Source organism: Actinomadura xylanilytica (assembly GCF_030283145.1).
Lineage (GTDB): Bacteria > Actinomycetota > Actinomycetes > Streptosporangiales > Streptosporangiaceae > Spirillospora > Spirillospora xylanilytica.
On the sequence record NZ_JASNWE010000002.1, the window covers coordinates 1,326,421 to 1,339,670 of the forward strand.

At 68.0% G+C, this 13,250-nt stretch carries 16 protein-coding genes and 1 pseudogene; 4 read left to right on the forward strand and 13 right to left on the reverse strand.

Going from position 1 to position 13,250, the window contains the following annotated elements; translation table 11 throughout:
* The 3 genes and pseudogenes from QP090_RS17295 to QP090_RS37825 all read right to left on the reverse strand — a co-directional run.
* Nucleotides 1–906 carry an ABC transporter ATP-binding protein gene (locus QP090_RS17295; protein ID WP_285939944.1) on the reverse strand — a complete coding sequence of 302 codons (906 nt, stop codon included), beginning with the start codon at nucleotides 904–906 and terminating at the stop codon, nucleotides 1–3.
* A 149-nt stretch (nucleotides 907–1,055) separates the two neighbouring features.
* Nucleotides 1,056–1,616, reverse strand: a complete 561-nt coding sequence (locus QP090_RS17300; protein WP_490393322.1) for an MmyB family transcriptional regulator — start codon at nucleotides 1,614–1,616, stop codon at nucleotides 1,056–1,058.
* Nucleotides 1,614–1,742, reverse strand: a pseudogene (locus QP090_RS37825) (helix-turn-helix domain-containing protein); the annotation flags it as partial. The pseudogene QP090_RS37825 and the gene QP090_RS17300, both read right to left, overlap by 3 nt.
* A gap of 32 nt (nucleotides 1,743–1,774) precedes the next feature.
* On the opposite strand from QP090_RS37825, the gene QP090_RS17310 reads away from it, so the two are divergent.
* Nucleotides 1,775–2,533: an SDR family NAD(P)-dependent oxidoreductase gene (locus QP090_RS17310; RefSeq protein ID WP_285940107.1), complete on the forward strand. Its 759-nt coding sequence runs from the start codon at nucleotides 1,775–1,777 to the stop codon at nucleotides 2,531–2,533.
* Between the two features lie 49 nt (nucleotides 2,534–2,582).
* On the opposite strand, the gene QP090_RS17315 is transcribed toward QP090_RS17310, so the two are convergent.
* Together QP090_RS17315 and QP090_RS17320 are read right to left on the reverse strand one after the other, a co-directional pair.
* Nucleotides 2,583–2,978 carry a hypothetical protein gene (locus QP090_RS17315; protein ID WP_285939945.1) on the reverse strand — a complete coding sequence of 132 codons (396 nt, stop codon included), beginning with the start codon at nucleotides 2,976–2,978 and terminating at the stop codon, nucleotides 2,583–2,585.
* Between the two features lie 202 nt (nucleotides 2,979–3,180).
* Nucleotides 3,181–3,561 (reverse strand): VOC family protein, encoded by a 381-nt coding sequence (locus tag QP090_RS17320; RefSeq protein WP_285939946.1) that lies wholly within the window; start codon nucleotides 3,559–3,561, stop codon nucleotides 3,181–3,183.
* Nucleotides 3,562–3,860: 299 nt separating this feature from the next.
* On the opposite strand from QP090_RS17320, the gene QP090_RS17325 reads away from it, so the two are divergent.
* Nucleotides 3,861–4,718 carry a maleylpyruvate isomerase N-terminal domain-containing protein gene (locus QP090_RS17325; protein WP_285939947.1) on the forward strand — a complete coding sequence of 286 codons (858 nt, stop codon included), beginning with the start codon at nucleotides 3,861–3,863 and terminating at the stop codon, nucleotides 4,716–4,718.
* A gap of 64 nt (nucleotides 4,719–4,782) precedes the next feature.
* Here the strand turns inward: QP090_RS17325 and QP090_RS17330 are convergent, their stop codons facing one another.
* Nucleotides 4,783–5,304, reverse strand: a complete 522-nt coding sequence (locus tag QP090_RS17330; RefSeq protein ID WP_285939948.1) for a CHAP domain-containing protein — start codon at nucleotides 5,302–5,304, stop codon at nucleotides 4,783–4,785.
* A 281-nt stretch (nucleotides 5,305–5,585) separates the two neighbouring features.
* On the opposite strand from QP090_RS17330, the gene QP090_RS17335 reads away from it, so the two are divergent.
* Nucleotides 5,586–6,179 (forward strand): hypothetical protein, encoded by a 594-nt coding sequence (locus QP090_RS17335; protein WP_285939949.1) that lies wholly within the window; start codon nucleotides 5,586–5,588, stop codon nucleotides 6,177–6,179.
* A 76-nt stretch (nucleotides 6,180–6,255) separates the two neighbouring features.
* Here QP090_RS17335 and QP090_RS17340 read toward each other — a convergent pair whose 3' ends face one another.
* Genes QP090_RS17340 through QP090_RS17370 form a run of 7 tightly spaced genes read right to left on the reverse strand, consistent with a single transcriptional unit; the run spans nucleotide 6,256 to nucleotide 11,978 of the window.
* Nucleotides 6,256–6,657: a PPOX class F420-dependent oxidoreductase gene (locus tag QP090_RS17340; RefSeq protein ID WP_285939950.1), complete on the reverse strand. Its 402-nt coding sequence runs from the start codon at nucleotides 6,655–6,657 to the stop codon at nucleotides 6,256–6,258.
* Nucleotides 6,658–6,693: 36 nt separating this feature from the next.
* Entirely contained in the window at nucleotides 6,694–7,767 is a 1,074-nt protein-coding gene (locus QP090_RS17345) for a histidinol-phosphate transaminase (protein WP_285939951.1), read from the reverse strand.
* A gap of 58 nt (nucleotides 7,768–7,825) precedes the next feature.
* Nucleotides 7,826–9,151 carry an APC family permease gene (locus QP090_RS17350; RefSeq protein ID WP_285939952.1) on the reverse strand — a complete coding sequence of 442 codons (1,326 nt, stop codon included), beginning with the start codon at nucleotides 9,149–9,151 and terminating at the stop codon, nucleotides 7,826–7,828.
* A 12-nt stretch (nucleotides 9,152–9,163) separates the two neighbouring features.
* Complete coding sequence (locus QP090_RS17355) at nucleotides 9,164–10,687, reverse strand: pyridoxal phosphate-dependent decarboxylase family protein (RefSeq protein WP_285939953.1); 1,524 nt, start codon at nucleotides 10,685–10,687, stop codon at nucleotides 9,164–9,166.
* A gap of 54 nt (nucleotides 10,688–10,741) precedes the next feature.
* A complete protein-coding gene (locus tag QP090_RS17360) occupies nucleotides 10,742–11,062 on the reverse strand; it encodes a hypothetical protein (RefSeq protein WP_285939954.1) in 321 nt (106 codons plus the stop codon).
* Entirely contained in the window at nucleotides 11,059–11,637 is a 579-nt protein-coding gene (locus tag QP090_RS17365; RefSeq protein ID WP_285939955.1) for a 3-methyl-L-tyrosine peroxygenase-related protein, read from the reverse strand. Before QP090_RS17365 ends, QP090_RS17360 begins: the two co-directional genes overlap by 4 nt.
* On the reverse strand, nucleotides 11,634–11,978 hold the full coding sequence (locus QP090_RS17370; RefSeq protein ID WP_285939956.1) for a 3-methyl-L-tyrosine peroxygenase-related protein: 345 nt from the start codon (nucleotides 11,976–11,978) through the stop codon (nucleotides 11,634–11,636). Before QP090_RS17370 ends, QP090_RS17365 begins: the two co-directional genes overlap by 4 nt.
* Before the next feature lie 732 nt (nucleotides 11,979–12,710).
* Here QP090_RS17370 and QP090_RS17375 point away from each other — a divergent pair.
* A complete protein-coding gene (locus QP090_RS17375; RefSeq protein WP_285939957.1) occupies nucleotides 12,711–13,076 on the forward strand; it encodes a nuclear transport factor 2 family protein in 366 nt (121 codons plus the stop codon).
* Nucleotides 13,077–13,250: the final 174 nt, after the last annotated feature.

A 13,250-nucleotide genomic window follows, 5' to 3' on the forward strand; every position in this document is an offset into this window, starting at 1 on the left:
TCAGTTCTCCCGGGCTTCGGTGAGTTCGAGGAAGGCCTCGTCCAGCGTGGAGTCGGTGACCCGTAGCTGGTGGGCGGTGATCTGGCGGCGGGCGAGCAGGGAGATGACCGCGTTCACGGTCGTGTCGGTGCCGTGGATGGTGAGGCGGCCGTTCCGGTGCTCGAACGTCTCGGCTTCGGGCAGGCCGGCCAGGTCCCCGTCGTCCAGCGGCCGGGACGGGGCGAACGAGATCACCGTGCCGCCGGCGCTGCGGCGGATCAGGCCGGCGGGGGTGTCGAGGGCGGCGACGCGGCCCTGCTTGAACACCGCGATCCGGTCGCAGAGCCGCTGGGCCTCCTCCATGAAGTGCGTGACGAGCAGGACGGTGACGCCCGAGTCGCGGACCTCCTCGATCAGCTTCCAGGTGTCGCGGCGGGCCCGCGGGTCGAGGCCGGTGGTCAGCTCGTCCAGGACGACGACCCTGGGGCGGCCGATGAGGGCGAGGGCGATGAACAGGCGCTGCTTCTGGCCGCCCGACAGCTTGCCGAAGCGGGTGGTGAGCTTGCCGGTGAGGCCGAGGCGTTCGGCGAGCTCGCGCCAGCCGGCCGGGTCCGGGTAGAAGGCGCTGTAGAGCTCCAGCGCCTCCCGTACGGTCAGCTTCTCCTGGAGTTCGCTCTCCTGGAGCTGAACGCCGAGGATCCCGGTGAGCTCCTTGCGGTCGGCGCGCGGGTCGAGGCCGGCGACGCGGACGGTGCCGGCGTCGCGTTCGCGCAGGCCCGCCACGCATTCGACGGACGTGGTCTTGCCGGCGCCGTTCGGGCCGAGGATCCCGAAGATCTCCCCCTCCTCGACGGCGAACTCGACGCCGTCCACCACGGGACGGCCGCCGTAGGCCTTGCGCAGGCCGCTGACTTCGATGATCGGCATGGTTCGAGGATCGCTCCGGGCGGTGCCCGCGCACATCGCCCGACGCGCTCGTCCCGCCATCAGCCGATCGGTTGACCCCGCCGTACGACCACGGCGGCGGGCGAGGGGGCGGGGCCGGCGAGAGGAGCGGGACTCCCACCGGGCGATCGTCAGAGAAGCCGGGCGAGGGCGGCTTCGGAGGGGCTTCCGGGGGCCGCCTGGTAGACGATGATCACCTGCTGCTCGGCGCCTCCGACGGTGAGCGCCTGCCGCCGCAGGACGAGCTCCCCGGCGACCGGATGCGCGAACCGTTTGAGCTCGTCGCGGGACGGCTGCGCGTCGTGCCGCGCCCAGAGGGCGCGGAAGCCGTCGTCGGCCTCCAGCTCGGCGACGAGCCGCGCGGTCCGGGGATCGCGGGGGTCGGCCTCGGCGCGCAGGGCCGCGGCGGTCTGCGCGGCGATCTCCGGCCAGTCCGGGAGCAGCCGGCGGACCTCGGGGGCGAGGAACATGTCCAGGGCCAGGTTGTGCCCCGGCTCGTACATCGGGGCGAGCGCGCGGGCCCGCTTGTTCGCGGCCAGCACGTCGAACCGCCGGTTGCGCACGTAGGCCGGGCTGTCCACCCACGCGTCGAGTAGCTGGTGCACGTCCGGGGCGACCTCGGTCTCCGACGGCCGCACGGGATCGGGGGCGGCGAGCGCGGACAGGTGCGCCGAGGCGCCCGCGTCCAGCACCAGTGCCCGCGCGAGCGCCCGCAGCACCTGCGGTGAGGGGTGCCGGTCGACGCCCTGTTCCAGCCGGGTCAGGTACGGCTCGCTGATACCGGCGAGCCGCGCCAGCTCGTCCCGGCGCAGTCCCGCGACCCGCCGCCGGCCGGGGGCTTCGGCCGGACCTGGGCCGAAGCCGCCCTCTCCCGCGGCGACCGCGTCGCCGCCACCGCGCGCCGCCCCGAGTCCCTGCGCCCCTCGTCGACGCCTACGGGGACGGCGTCCTCCCGCTCCGCCTCGACGTCACCGACCGGGAGGCCGCCACCGCCGCCGTCCGGCACGCCGCCGACGCGTTCGGCCACCTCGACGTGGTCGTCAACAACGCCGGCTACGGCCTCTTCGGCATGGTCGAGGAGACCACCGAGGAACAGGCCCGCGCCCAGCTCGACACCAACCTGCTCGGCCCGCTGTGGGTGACGCAGGCCGCCCTGCCGTTCCTGCGCGCCCGGCGGAGCGGGCACATCGTGCAGGTGTCCAGTCTCGGCGGCCTCGCCGCCTTCCCCACCCTCGGGCTGTACAACGCCTCCAAGTGGGCGCTCGAGGGCATGAGCGAAGCGCTCGCCCAGGAGGTCGGCCCGCTCGGCGTCCACGTCACGATCGTCGAACCCGGCCCCTACGGCACCGACTGGTCCGGCTCGTCCGCGGTACACACCGTCCCCATCGCCGCGTACGAGCCGATCCGCGAGGCCCGCCGCGCCGGTGCCGTCGCCCGCGCGCCCCAGGATCCGCGGCCCACCGGCGACGTGATCCTCGAACTGGTCGACTCCGGCGAACCGCCCCTCCGGCTCTTCCTCGGCACCTACCCCTACCCCGTCGTCGAAGCCGCCTACCGGCAGCGCCTCGCCACCTGGGACGCGTGGCGACCGCTCGCCGCCAAGGCCTGACCCCGGGCGGCGACCGTTCGTGATCGGGCCGGTCGAGCCGGGCGCCGGGTCAGTTACCGGCCGGGAGGTCTCCGTCCCAGTCCTCGGCCTGCCGCGCGACCTCGACGAGCCGATCGATCCGGCGCCCGTCGACCCGCGCGAACACGTGCGATTCGAAGACGAGCGGCGGTCCTTGCAGGGGCACCATGCGGAAGAGGTAGCGGCCGGCGATCGCGTCGTCCGCCCTGATCTCCTCCAAGACCGTCAGCTCTCCACCACCGAGGACCAACTGCCGCATCTCGCGCACATGGGGAACGTATGCGGATCGGTCGTACACCTGGCCGTTGATGCGCTGGACAAATGTCGGCGTCACCAGCCGGTCCAGGGCCTGCTCCAGAGTTTCGGCGCTTTCGTCGCCGTAAAGAAGCTCGGACAGCACTGCGGCCAGATCAATTTCTTCGCTCATAGTGAATGTCTTCCCTGTTCAGTGGGCATCGCTAATGCTCCCCACCCGCCGGAGGCGTGCGGGCTCGGACTCGGGACGGGACACCGCACTCTTCCCGCCGCCGTCGACGACGTTAGCGGGATGGCGGAAGACTTGGCAGTGTTAGATTTTCCTGACGGCTATCGCTGCTGGTGGACGACCCGCGGCCCGCCGGGTTCGGCGGTCAGCGGCCGAGGTCCTGAAGTGCCCAGCTGTTGCCGTCGGGGTCCTGGAAATAGGCGTACGAGACGGTGGGCTTTCCGGGTGCGGACATGTCATTGACTTCGCTGATGTCCAGCCCGCGCTTGACGAGCTCCTCCCGTACGGCGCGGATGTCGGACACGACCAGGTGCAGGTTCTGGATCGAGCCGGGCGCGGTGCCGACCCACCCGTCGCCGAAACCGATCGAGCAGGCGGAGCCGGGCGGTGTCACCTGCACGATCCGGAGGTCACCGCCGGGGCTGATGTCGTGGTCCAGGTTGAAGCCCAGTGTCTCTGTGTAGAAGGCGATCGAACGGTCCGTGTCGGACACGGGGATCGGCACCATCTCGAGCTTGAACTCCACGGCAGGACGTCCTTTCGTATATGCGGTCATTCGCTAACTCTGCACGCCGATCCGCTTCCCCGAATCAACGCCGGCCCAGCAAATCACGCTATCCCCGGCAGTGTCATGCAAATGCGCACTCTGTCGTTGTGCTGGTTTCGGGCACCCGAATTGAGGGGCCGTTCATGAAGGTGCGCCTTTGTAGTCGGGCATGGCCAGGGTCGGCCGTGCGGGGGGTGATGCCGAACATGATGCTGTAGAGGTGCCGCTATCGGTCGCCGCAGTACAGGCTTGGACTGCTGTCGTGCCAAGGAGGATGCATGCTTCCCGACATCACCGAAGAGAAATGGACGCGGACCCGCGTCGCGCTCCGACGGACCGGCGACGACTTCGCGGAACTGGTGTCCTCGGCATCGGACTCCCGCGCCAAGGCCACCGTGCACTGGTCCGTCGCCGACACCGCCGCGCATGTGCTGACACTGGCCCGGTCCTGCCGTCACCTGGTCGACCACGCAGGGGGCCCGCCACCGTTCAGCGGGATGGACGACCTGCTGCGCACGACCGTCGTCGACACCATCGCCCAGTTCAACGAGGAACTGCTCAGCCAGTTGAGCGAGCGGGAGCCACACCGTCTCGGCGGAGAGATCAAGGCCGAGATCGCCCGCATACTCGCGGCGACCGAGAGCGGAGACCCGGCAGCGGCCGTCGACTGGGTCGGCGGCTCCCGGGTTCCCCTGGCAGGCGTCCTCGCCCATCTGCTCAACGAATTGCAGATCCACGGCCGCGACATGGCCCTGGGCCTGCGCGTGCCATGGACGGTCCCGCCCGAGGAGGCCGCCGCCTTCTTCGACCTCTTCCTCATCGGGGTCACCGAATACGGGTACGGACATCTCCTTGACGGCCACGGCCCGGCCCCGAAGGGACGGATCGCCGTGGAGTTCCGCTCCCCCTACACCGCACCGGCCGCCATGGTGCTCACCGACGGTTTCTGCACCGTCGAAGAACCCGGCGGACGACCTGACGTGCGGCTGAGTTTCGACCCCGTCGTGCTCAACCTCATGCTGTTCGGCCGCATCGGCAAGGCACGTGCGGCAATGACCGGCAAGGTGGTGCTGCGCGGCGGGCGGAGGCCATGGACGTTGCCCGGATTTCTACGCATCGTCCGCCTGCCATCCTGAGGCTCCCGAGCAGGGGAAGGGGCTCGGGCCTGGCCGGGGGCTGGGCTCGGCCAGGCCCTGCGGATCAGAAGAAGTGGATGAAGTTGTCGACGGTGTCGGCGGCGATCGTGCGCTTGGTGTAGGCGAGGGGCTTGGAGTAGTTGTACTCCTCGACCACGATCTTCGTGCCGTCGATCGAGGCCACGTAGGCGATGTGGCCGTAGGTGCCGCTGTTCCAGACGGCGATGTCGCCGACCTTGGGCTTGCCGTCGACCTTCATCCCCGCCTTCTTGGCGGCGTCGTCCCAGTCCTTGGCGTTGCCCCAGAGGACGTCCTTGTAGGCGTTGGTGAACTTGATGCCGAGTCGCTTGTTGATCCGCCAGGCGACGAAGGACGTGCACTGGCCCGTCCAGAAGTTCCAGGGGTCGCGCACGTTGGGGGTGCTCTTGTAGGGGTAGTCGTCCTTGATCGTGCGGTCGCACGGTTTGTCGCAGGCCGCGGCCTGGACGGGGCCGGGCGCGGCTGCGGGCGCGGTGGCGGCGGACGCCATGGGGGAGAACAGGCCGCCGGCCATGACGGTGGCGGCCGTGATGACGGTCCAGCGCATATAAGGCTCCTTCGAGGGGGGTGCGGACGCGCCGGTTCGAGATGTCCGGCGAACAAGATCATTTTAAGCCGGATTCGCGAACCTTGCCCTTGGGGGACGGAGCGGTCGGCTCTCGCAGGGCGTGCCGCCGCTGTCCCCGTCATGAGGCGGGGCCGGGCTTCGGTCCCTTCAGATCGTCCGCGCGTGCGGGCTGCGCCTGGCCGCTGCGCCCCTCGGCGGGACCTGCGAATTCAAGCGAATCGGCGTGCGGGTGGTGATCGCGCCGCTAAGGTCCCAGACCCATGATCAATTGGCGCCCCGCGATCGAGGGGTTCGACCCCACCTTCCCCGCCCCCCTCGACGCGATCGACCCGGGCCTTCTGGGCGGCGGCCTGGCCGCCGAGGCACGTGAGGACTTCGAGATCGCCCTGCGGGGCTCCCTCCAGGACGTCGAGTCGAAGCTCGCGATGGGGCCCGGCGCCCACATGATGAACGCCACCGGATCGCTGACCGGCATGGACGGCACCCGTGAGCTCCTGTCCGACCACGAGGTCGACTACGCCTACGACGACGCCGCCGTGGAGACCGCGTTGGCCGGCATGTCCAGGAAGGTCGCCGGGCGGGCGGCCGAGCTGCGGTTCGCGTCCTTCACCTACTACGTGCGGATGGGCGAGCCGGGCAGCCCCGGGCCACAGCGGATCACGATCCGCCGGTCGACCGAATGGCAGAACAAGGACGCCCCCAAGCCCGCTGGAACCCTGGAGGCCGTCTGCGTCGACATGGAGCACCGATCGGGCGTCGCGCTCGCGGTCTTCATGCCCTACGACCACCGGGTCGGCCGCCTCCACCTCGGCGATCTCGTCGGCGGACCGTCCCACCGGCGCTTCTGGGGCTGATGTGTCGACCGACATCTACGGAGCACGGGTCCGCTGCCTTTCGGTCAGCCCCTAAAAACCCGCACCAGCCAGAGAATCAGCTCGGCCTGTCGAGTTCGCGGGTCACGATCTTCGATGCGGTCATTCGCACGATCACTCGCTTGTTCTCTGCCGCGTCCTGGAACGGACCCCCGGTGTAGCGAAGGCTCAATTCATCGATGAGCGACTTGTCGGGATCATCCTCGAGTAGTGCGCGGCCGCGCAGCTCGACGTAACGATCGGGATCGTTCCTGGAGTAGACGAGCAGGCTGATCCGGGGGTCACGCAGCAGGTTCGTATGCTTGCGGCGACCGGCGACCGTTGAGAACAGCACGTCGTCTCCGTCGGTCTTCACCCATACGACGGACAGCTGAGGCTGCCCGTCAGGCTCGATCGTCGCCACGGTCGCGTGCTCCTGAGCGTCGATCAGGGCACGTACGGCGGTGGCCAGGCGGTTCATCGATCTTCTCCTGGGGCTCGATGCTCACAGCCGGCGTCAGGTGGTGAAGGCGCGGGCGACGGCGAGGAACGCGTCGTTCTCCTCGGGGGAGCCTACCGAGACGCGGGCGCCCTCGCCTGGGAAGGATCTGACACCGACCCCCTGTGCGTCGCACGCGGCGGAGAACTCCGTCGTCCGCTCCCCCAGCGGCAGCCAGAGGAAGTTCGCCTCGCTGGACGGAACCGTCCAGCCGCTGGACATCAGGGCGTCGCGGACGCGCTCGCGTTCCTTGACGGTGTCCGCGACCCGTGCCAGCAGTTCGTCGGTGGCCGCCAGAGAGGCCACCGCCGCCGCCTGGACGACCCCGTTCACGCCGAAGGACAGGGCGGTCTTGCGTGCGGCCTGGGCCACCACCGGGTGGGCGACCATGAATCCGGCCCGGAGCGAGGCCAGCCCGTAGGCCTTGGAGAAGGTCCGCAGGACCACGAGGTTGGGCCGGTCGCGGTAGAGGTCCAAGCCATTGGCCACGTCATCGTCCCGGACGTACTCGCCGTACGCCTCGTCGAGCACCACCAGGCAGTCTGCGGGCACCCGGTCCAGGAACGCCTCGAACTCGGCCCGGCCGACGACCGTGCCGGTCGGATTGTTCGGGTTGCAGACGAAGATCATCCGGGTTCGTTCGGTGATGGCTCCGGCCATCGCCGCGAGATCATGCCGCTCCTCTCTGAGCGGCACCGTGACGGCGGTGGCGCCCGACAGCGCCACCAGCACCGGGTAGACCTCGAACGATCGCCAGGCGAACAGCACCTCGGCGCCGGGTCCGGCGACGGCCTCCACCAGCATCTTGGTGACCCCGACCGAGCCGCAGCCGATCGCGACATGCTCCGCGGGCACCTTGAAGGTGGCGCCGATCGCCTCGATCAGCGCGCCGCAGTTGAGGTCGGGGTAGCGGTTGGCTTGCAGAGCCGCCTGATTGATCGCCTTCAGCACCGAGGGGAGCGGGCCGTTCGGCGACTCGTTGGAGGCCAGACCGAACGAGCGGCCGTCCGCCGACATCGCGACCTTGGAAGCCTTGAAGGCATCGAATCGGTCGAGCACGGAGCGGAAGCGAGGGGTGTTTTCATCGGGCACCGTTGTCCTCCAGAGCGAAGCGGTGATGCCGGCAGAAGGCCGGTCAGGACCCACAGTTTCAGGATTCGTTCTCCTGCCGGACTCGGCGCGTGGCTCCGTTGCTCATCCATTCCTTGACTTTCGGCACGGTGAGCACATAAGCGAGGATGGCCAGAGCCGCCGCGTACACGATACTGATGCCGAAGAACGGCAGAATGCAGGCCGTCACGATGATGAGCAGGATGTTGCAGCGCCGGATCGCACGCCCTTCCAGCAGCCGGTGAGCGGCAAGGAAAGTCGCCAGGAATATCAGTAGGAAGGTCGCCGAGGTCGCGGTGATCAGCCACATCTCGGAGCTCCGGGTCAGCGCCAGAAGCCCGACGGGTACACCGTAACCCGGTATGAGGAACAGAAGGGCGCCGTAGGGAACGCTGTTGCGGCCCGAGACCTTTGTCAGAACCGCCGGGAGCATGCCTTCCCGAGCGCTGGAGAAGATGACCCGCGATGTTCCCAGCACCCAGGCGTTGGTCGCCAGCAACAGCAGCACGATGGCCACCACGTTGCCCACCTGGGACATCTCACGGCCGCTGGCCACCTGGAGCAGTGTCGCGAAGGCCGTGATCTGCTCTCCCTTCGCGGCCCCGGGGGGCAGGACGAGGGTGACCGTCACCGCCATCGCCAGATAGAGAGCGCCCACCCCGAAGACGGCCAGGAAGATCGCCCTGGGAAAGGTCCGGTGGGGATCCACGACCTCTTCGGCGACGGGGGCGGCGTTCTCCCATCCGATGAAGCCGAAGAAGCAGATGATGAGCGCCTGCCCCAGAGCCAGCCAGCCGTGCGGAGCGACCGGGTCGAGGTTCGCCGCGTCCGCCTCGGGCATGGCGATGACCATCACGATCACCAGGAACCCGATCAGCGTGGCCAGCACCCCGGTCTGGACCCTGGCGCTGATCTTCACGCCGAGGAGGTTGAACAGGATGGAACCGATCATGATCAGGTACCCGATGAGAACGATCTGCGGGATACCGGGTGTGTCGTCCCAGATGTTCAGCAGGTAGCGGGCGGCGGCCAGACCGAGGACCGGGTTGGCGATGATCAGCGCCAGCATGAGGAGCGCGGCCACCCAGTGCGCGACCCTCGGCCCGAAGGCCTCCTCGACGAACTCGGCGATCCCGCGAGAGGTCGGGTGTCGAACCGACAGCCGGGCGAAGATCAGGGCCAGCGGATAGGAGTAGACGATCAACAGTGCCCATGCCGCGAGTGACAGCGGCCCGGCCACCGCGGCGGCGTGTCCGGGGAGAATCAGCACGCCGACCCCGATGACGGACGTGATGTAGTGGGCGACCAGTCCGGGGACGTGCAGGCTCCGTTGAAGATTGGCCGGTTCTCGCTGCGTGGTTGCCATTCTGTCGCCGCTCTAGATCGCTGAATCGTCGCGCGGCCCGGCCGGCGATGTCATCGCCGCGTCCACGCACTGGGCGTACCGCCGCGTGGCGATCTCGGTGAGCCGTTGCCACAGGCGTTCGACGTCGGCGAGGGTCGTGTGGATGTTGCCGATCGACACCCTGATCACGTAGCCGTCGTCGAGCACCGTGTGCGACACGAACGCGGCGCCCGACGCGTTGAGATCGTCGACGATGTCGGCGTTCAGCATGTCGAGGAGCTTGCGCCGGTCGCTTTCGGTGCTGTCACGGAACCCTTCCGGCTCGAACCGCAGGCAGACCAGCGGATAGAGCGAGGTCACCGGGCATCGCCAGTCGGGGTGCAGCGCCACCTGGCGGCGCAGCCACTCCGCGAGCCGCACGCTGTGCTCGAGACGGTCGGCCAGGCCCTGGCGGCCGAACGACCTGATGATCCACCACAGCTTGAGTGCGCGGAAGCTCCGGCCGAGTTGCGGCGACAGGTCCATGAAGTCGACGATCTCGTCGTCCTGCGGTGAGGTCAGGTACTCGGGCACCAGCCGGAACGTGCGAGCCAGCGCGCCGCGGCGGCGGCAGTAGAACGCGGTCGCCTCCATCGGCACGTACAGGCACTTGTGCGGGTTCACCACCAGTGAATCGGCCTTGGTCAGGTCCTCGACCGTGTCGGCCAGCGACGGCGCCAGGCGCCAGAAGCCGCCGTAGGCGGCGTCCACGTGCAGCCACACGCCATGCCGGGCGCACACCTCGGAGAGCTCCGGAACGGGGTCCGCCGCACCGATGGAGGTCGTGCCCACTGTGGCGACCACCGCCACGGGCTTGACGTTGTCGGCGAGGTCACGCCGAATCGCCTCGTCCAGCGCGTCGGGCGGCATCCGGCCCTGCTCGTCCGAGCGCAGCTTCACCACGTTCGCCAACCCGAGGCCAAGCGTGATCGCCGCCTTCTCCACCGAGCTGTGCGCCTGGTCCGAGGTGTAGATCCTCAGCACGGGAAGCTCGCGCCCCGCCGTGCCCAGGACCCGCACGTCGTCGCCCAGCGCGGCGTCCCTGGCCGCGGCCAGTGCATAGAGGGTGGCCAGCGAGGCGCCGTTGACCAGGACGCCGTCGGCCTCCTCCGGGTACCCGGCCAGCTCTGCGATCCAGCCCAGCACGACGCGTTCGAGCGCGGAGGCGGCCGGCCCGCTCTTCCACAGCATCGCGTTGACATTCAGAGCCGCGGTCAGCGTCTCGGCCAGAATGCCGGGGAAGCTGGCACTGTTGGCGAAGTAGCCGTAGAAGGACGGGTGATTCCAGTGCACCACGTGCGGCATCACCTGCTCGCGCGTGTCCTCCAGGATTCGCGCGAAGTCCTCGCCCGTCTCCGGCAGCTCGGTGCGCAGCGATTCCATCAGGTCCGCGCTTGAGCGCGGAACCGTTATGGGGACTTCACGGATCGACTCGAAGTGGTCGCGGATCACCGCGAGCAACTCCCGGCCGTGCTCTTCGAACTCGGCCGGGAGCCAGTCACGTGGTTCGTCGGTCATTCGCCACCTGCGGCTCTCGTCGTCGCCGGACGGGCCTCACCCTCCATGTAGGGCTCATCCCTCCATGTCGTGGGCGTGCGGCACCTCGGTGAGGTAGGCGATATCACGGGGTGACTCGCAGTACTTGGCCTCGAATTCAGAGATGAACTTCTGCTCGCTCGCGAGCAGCTCCTCCGCTTCGGCAGAGCTGCGCCACGGGTACATGACCAGCACCTTGGTGGGTTCCGTGTCGTACTGGAGGAACGTGGCATGGCCGAGGAAGGCGGGATGCCTGTGCGCGGGCGGCCCCACCTCGTTGTCCATCGTCTGCATGAGCTCGTGGACCCGGTCGGTGAACTCGTTCTTGATGCGCCAGGTCTCGATGACGGTGATCATTTCTGTGTCGCCTCCATCATGGTGTCCGATTGGTCGGTGTCGGTAAATTTCTGGGCTGCGAAGTGCTCGCTGAGCAGGGACGGTCCATCCGGCACGAACTGCTGGCAGACGAACATGTGGTTCTTGCGATTGCGTGCCTGTGCCGCCCGCAGTCGGGCAGCCGACTCGTTGACCGCGTCCGGCGCACTGCCCGCACGTTCGATCTCCTTGAGCCTTCGCCGCAGCTCGCGAAGCTGGCCGAGCATCTGCTCGTGTTCGAGGTTGAGGGTTCCGGAGAAACCGGGGCTCGCGAACGGCGGGGCCATCGACGGACGGATCAGCGTCTCGTACAGCTCCGCGCTGAAGTCGGCGGCGTACCGCATCGTCGCGGTCGCGGCGTCGTAGAGGACTCCGAGTCGATCGAGTGTCTGTGACAGCTCGGGCCAGTGGCCGGCCTCGAGCGATTCGCGGGCGTCACCGAGACACGTGTTCATCACGGCCAGGTTCAGGTGGAACGCCTGATGCCCCAGTTTCCAGCGGATCACGGCATCGTCGGCCCCGGGCGGTCTCTGCCCGAGAGTGTCGGGAGCGGTCACCGGTGTGCCCCCGCGGCACCGTGGAGATCGAGCCACTTCTCCAAAGTGCCGTGCGCGACCACCAGGAAGCCGGCCAGCATGTCACAGCGATCCTGGGCCGAAAGCCCCGTCGCCTCCAGATCGTCAAGGACCCGTCGCTGGACCTCCACGCAGGACTGCGACCAGGTCGCCAGCTCCGGCCGTTCGCGCACGAGGCGGAAGTAGCTGTCGTACTCCGCTGGGGTGGAGGACCCCGCTGCCGCATCGGGCATCCTGCCGTCATCTGGGAGGGATATCGGGCTGATAAGCCCGTAGTCAGGAGGCGCGGTGGTCTCGCTTGTGGTTTGTCCGTCTTGGCCCATGCTGAAATCTCCTGATTGCGGGGTGTCCGTAATTTGCACGCTCTCCGGCGGGCGATAGCCCGCCCCGTTGTCGCCTCCTCCTGCTGTGGACGCGTATCGAACACTGACCTGCGATGTCAGATCCTCACAGCAGGGTGCTCCATGATCGGATCGTAAACGGCAATTGCACCGCTCCACGGTACTTCGTCTCATGGGGTGATCAATTTTGTAACCTCACCATCCCGTCATGTCAATCTGGCAAGAGGGAAAGTTCAAAGGCGATCTTGACTGTGGCTGAAACTTGGCATTGACGCAACTGGCCACCCGTGCTACAAGCACCCACTTCTTCCTCGCTCCGGCCTGGAGTCATGGGGAACAGAGAGCCTTTTTCGGCGTGCCGCGGTCTCGCGGAGTTGCAGGCTGTGGATGGCTTGGCGATGTTGCCGGCGCGGTAGGGCGCACCGTCCTCGACCTTGCTGTGATCTCGTACCCGAAACTGCCGCTGAAAAAGGCTCGGTGAGCCCCTCCATCCTGCATGAACGCCAAAATGGACCGGTGCATTCGGCTTCACCTCCTGTTCTTCCGGGGGTAAAGGATTAAGCCCGGCAAGAGCACTTGCGGACAGCCGAAATCCGGCACTCTGTGCACGTGGAAAGGGGGCCGTTGTCGTCCTGGACCACCGTCTCCAGTCCTGGCCGGGTCTGGACATTCGACGGGTATCGCGGAAAAGCTTGATCGGGTAGCTTAATGATCATGACTACTGAGACGGTAAGGCAGCTGGACCGGAAGCGGTTCGAGGCGCTTCTCGCGCAGGACGCCGACGCACTGGCGGAGCTGTGCCATCCAGAGTTGATGCTCACCCACACCGACGGGGCGCCCGAGAACTACGAGTCGTACCTCCGCAAGATCAGGGAAAGCGCGTGGGTCTTCCAGCGCATCGACCACCCTGTCCACCGGATCTCCCTTGTGGGCGACACCGCGGTGGTGCTCGGCGAGATGGACGCCGACTTTACCGTGGGCGGTGCGGTGAAGCATTTGAGCAATATCACGCTGGCGGTCTGGGTACGCGAAGACGGCAAATGGAGAATGCTGGCCTTTCACCCCACGCCTAAGCAGTGACCACCATGCCCGGCGGAAGGTCCCGGTCAGCCCTACAGCACTGACGATCCGGTGCCTCAGAACCCGCGGGTACGGCGGGCTGCCGGACTGCTGGATCTCCGCTCTGTCCAGTTCGGCCTGGGCCACGGCCCGTTCGGTCTCGGTCTCGGCGATCCTCCGCGCGATGGACGGGGC

Bases quoted from the DNA above. Each gene is read 5' to 3' on its own strand.
- QP090_RS17335 (WP_285939949.1), top strand. From the start codon at position 5,586: ATGATCAATTGGCGCCCCGCGATCGAGGGGTTCGACCCCACCTTCCCC.
- QP090_RS17360 (WP_285939954.1), bottom strand. From the start codon at position 11,062: ATGATCACCGTCATCGAGACCTGGCGCATCAAGAACGAGTTCACCGAC.
- QP090_RS17325 (WP_285939947.1), top strand. From the start codon at position 3,861: ATGCTTCCCGACATCACCGAAGAGAAATGGACGCGGACCCGCGTCGCG.
- QP090_RS17330 (WP_285939948.1), bottom strand. From the start codon at position 5,304: ATGCGCTGGACCGTCATCACGGCCGCCACCGTCATGGCCGGCGGCCTG.
- QP090_RS17355 (WP_285939953.1), bottom strand. From the start codon at position 10,687: ATGACCGACGAACCACGTGACTGGCTCCCGGCCGAGTTCGAAGAGCAC.
- QP090_RS17315 (WP_285939945.1), bottom strand. From the start codon at position 2,978: ATGAGCGAAGAAATTGATCTGGCCGCAGTGCTGTCCGAGCTTCTTTAC.
- QP090_RS17370 (WP_285939956.1), bottom strand. From the start codon at position 11,978: ATGGGCCAAGACGGACAAACCACAAGCGAGACCACCGCGCCTCCTGAC.
- QP090_RS17350 (WP_285939952.1), bottom strand. From the start codon at position 9,151: ATGGCAACCACGCAGCGAGAACCGGCCAATCTTCAACGGAGCCTGCAC.
- QP090_RS17295 (WP_285939944.1), bottom strand. From the start codon at position 906: ATGCCGATCATCGAAGTCAGCGGCCTGCGCAAGGCCTACGGCGGCCGT.
- QP090_RS17375 (WP_285939957.1), top strand. From the start codon at position 12,711: ATGACTACTGAGACGGTAAGGCAGCTGGACCGGAAGCGGTTCGAGGCG.
- QP090_RS17340 (WP_285939950.1), bottom strand. From the start codon at position 6,657: ATGAACCGCCTGGCCACCGCCGTACGTGCCCTGATCGACGCTCAGGAG.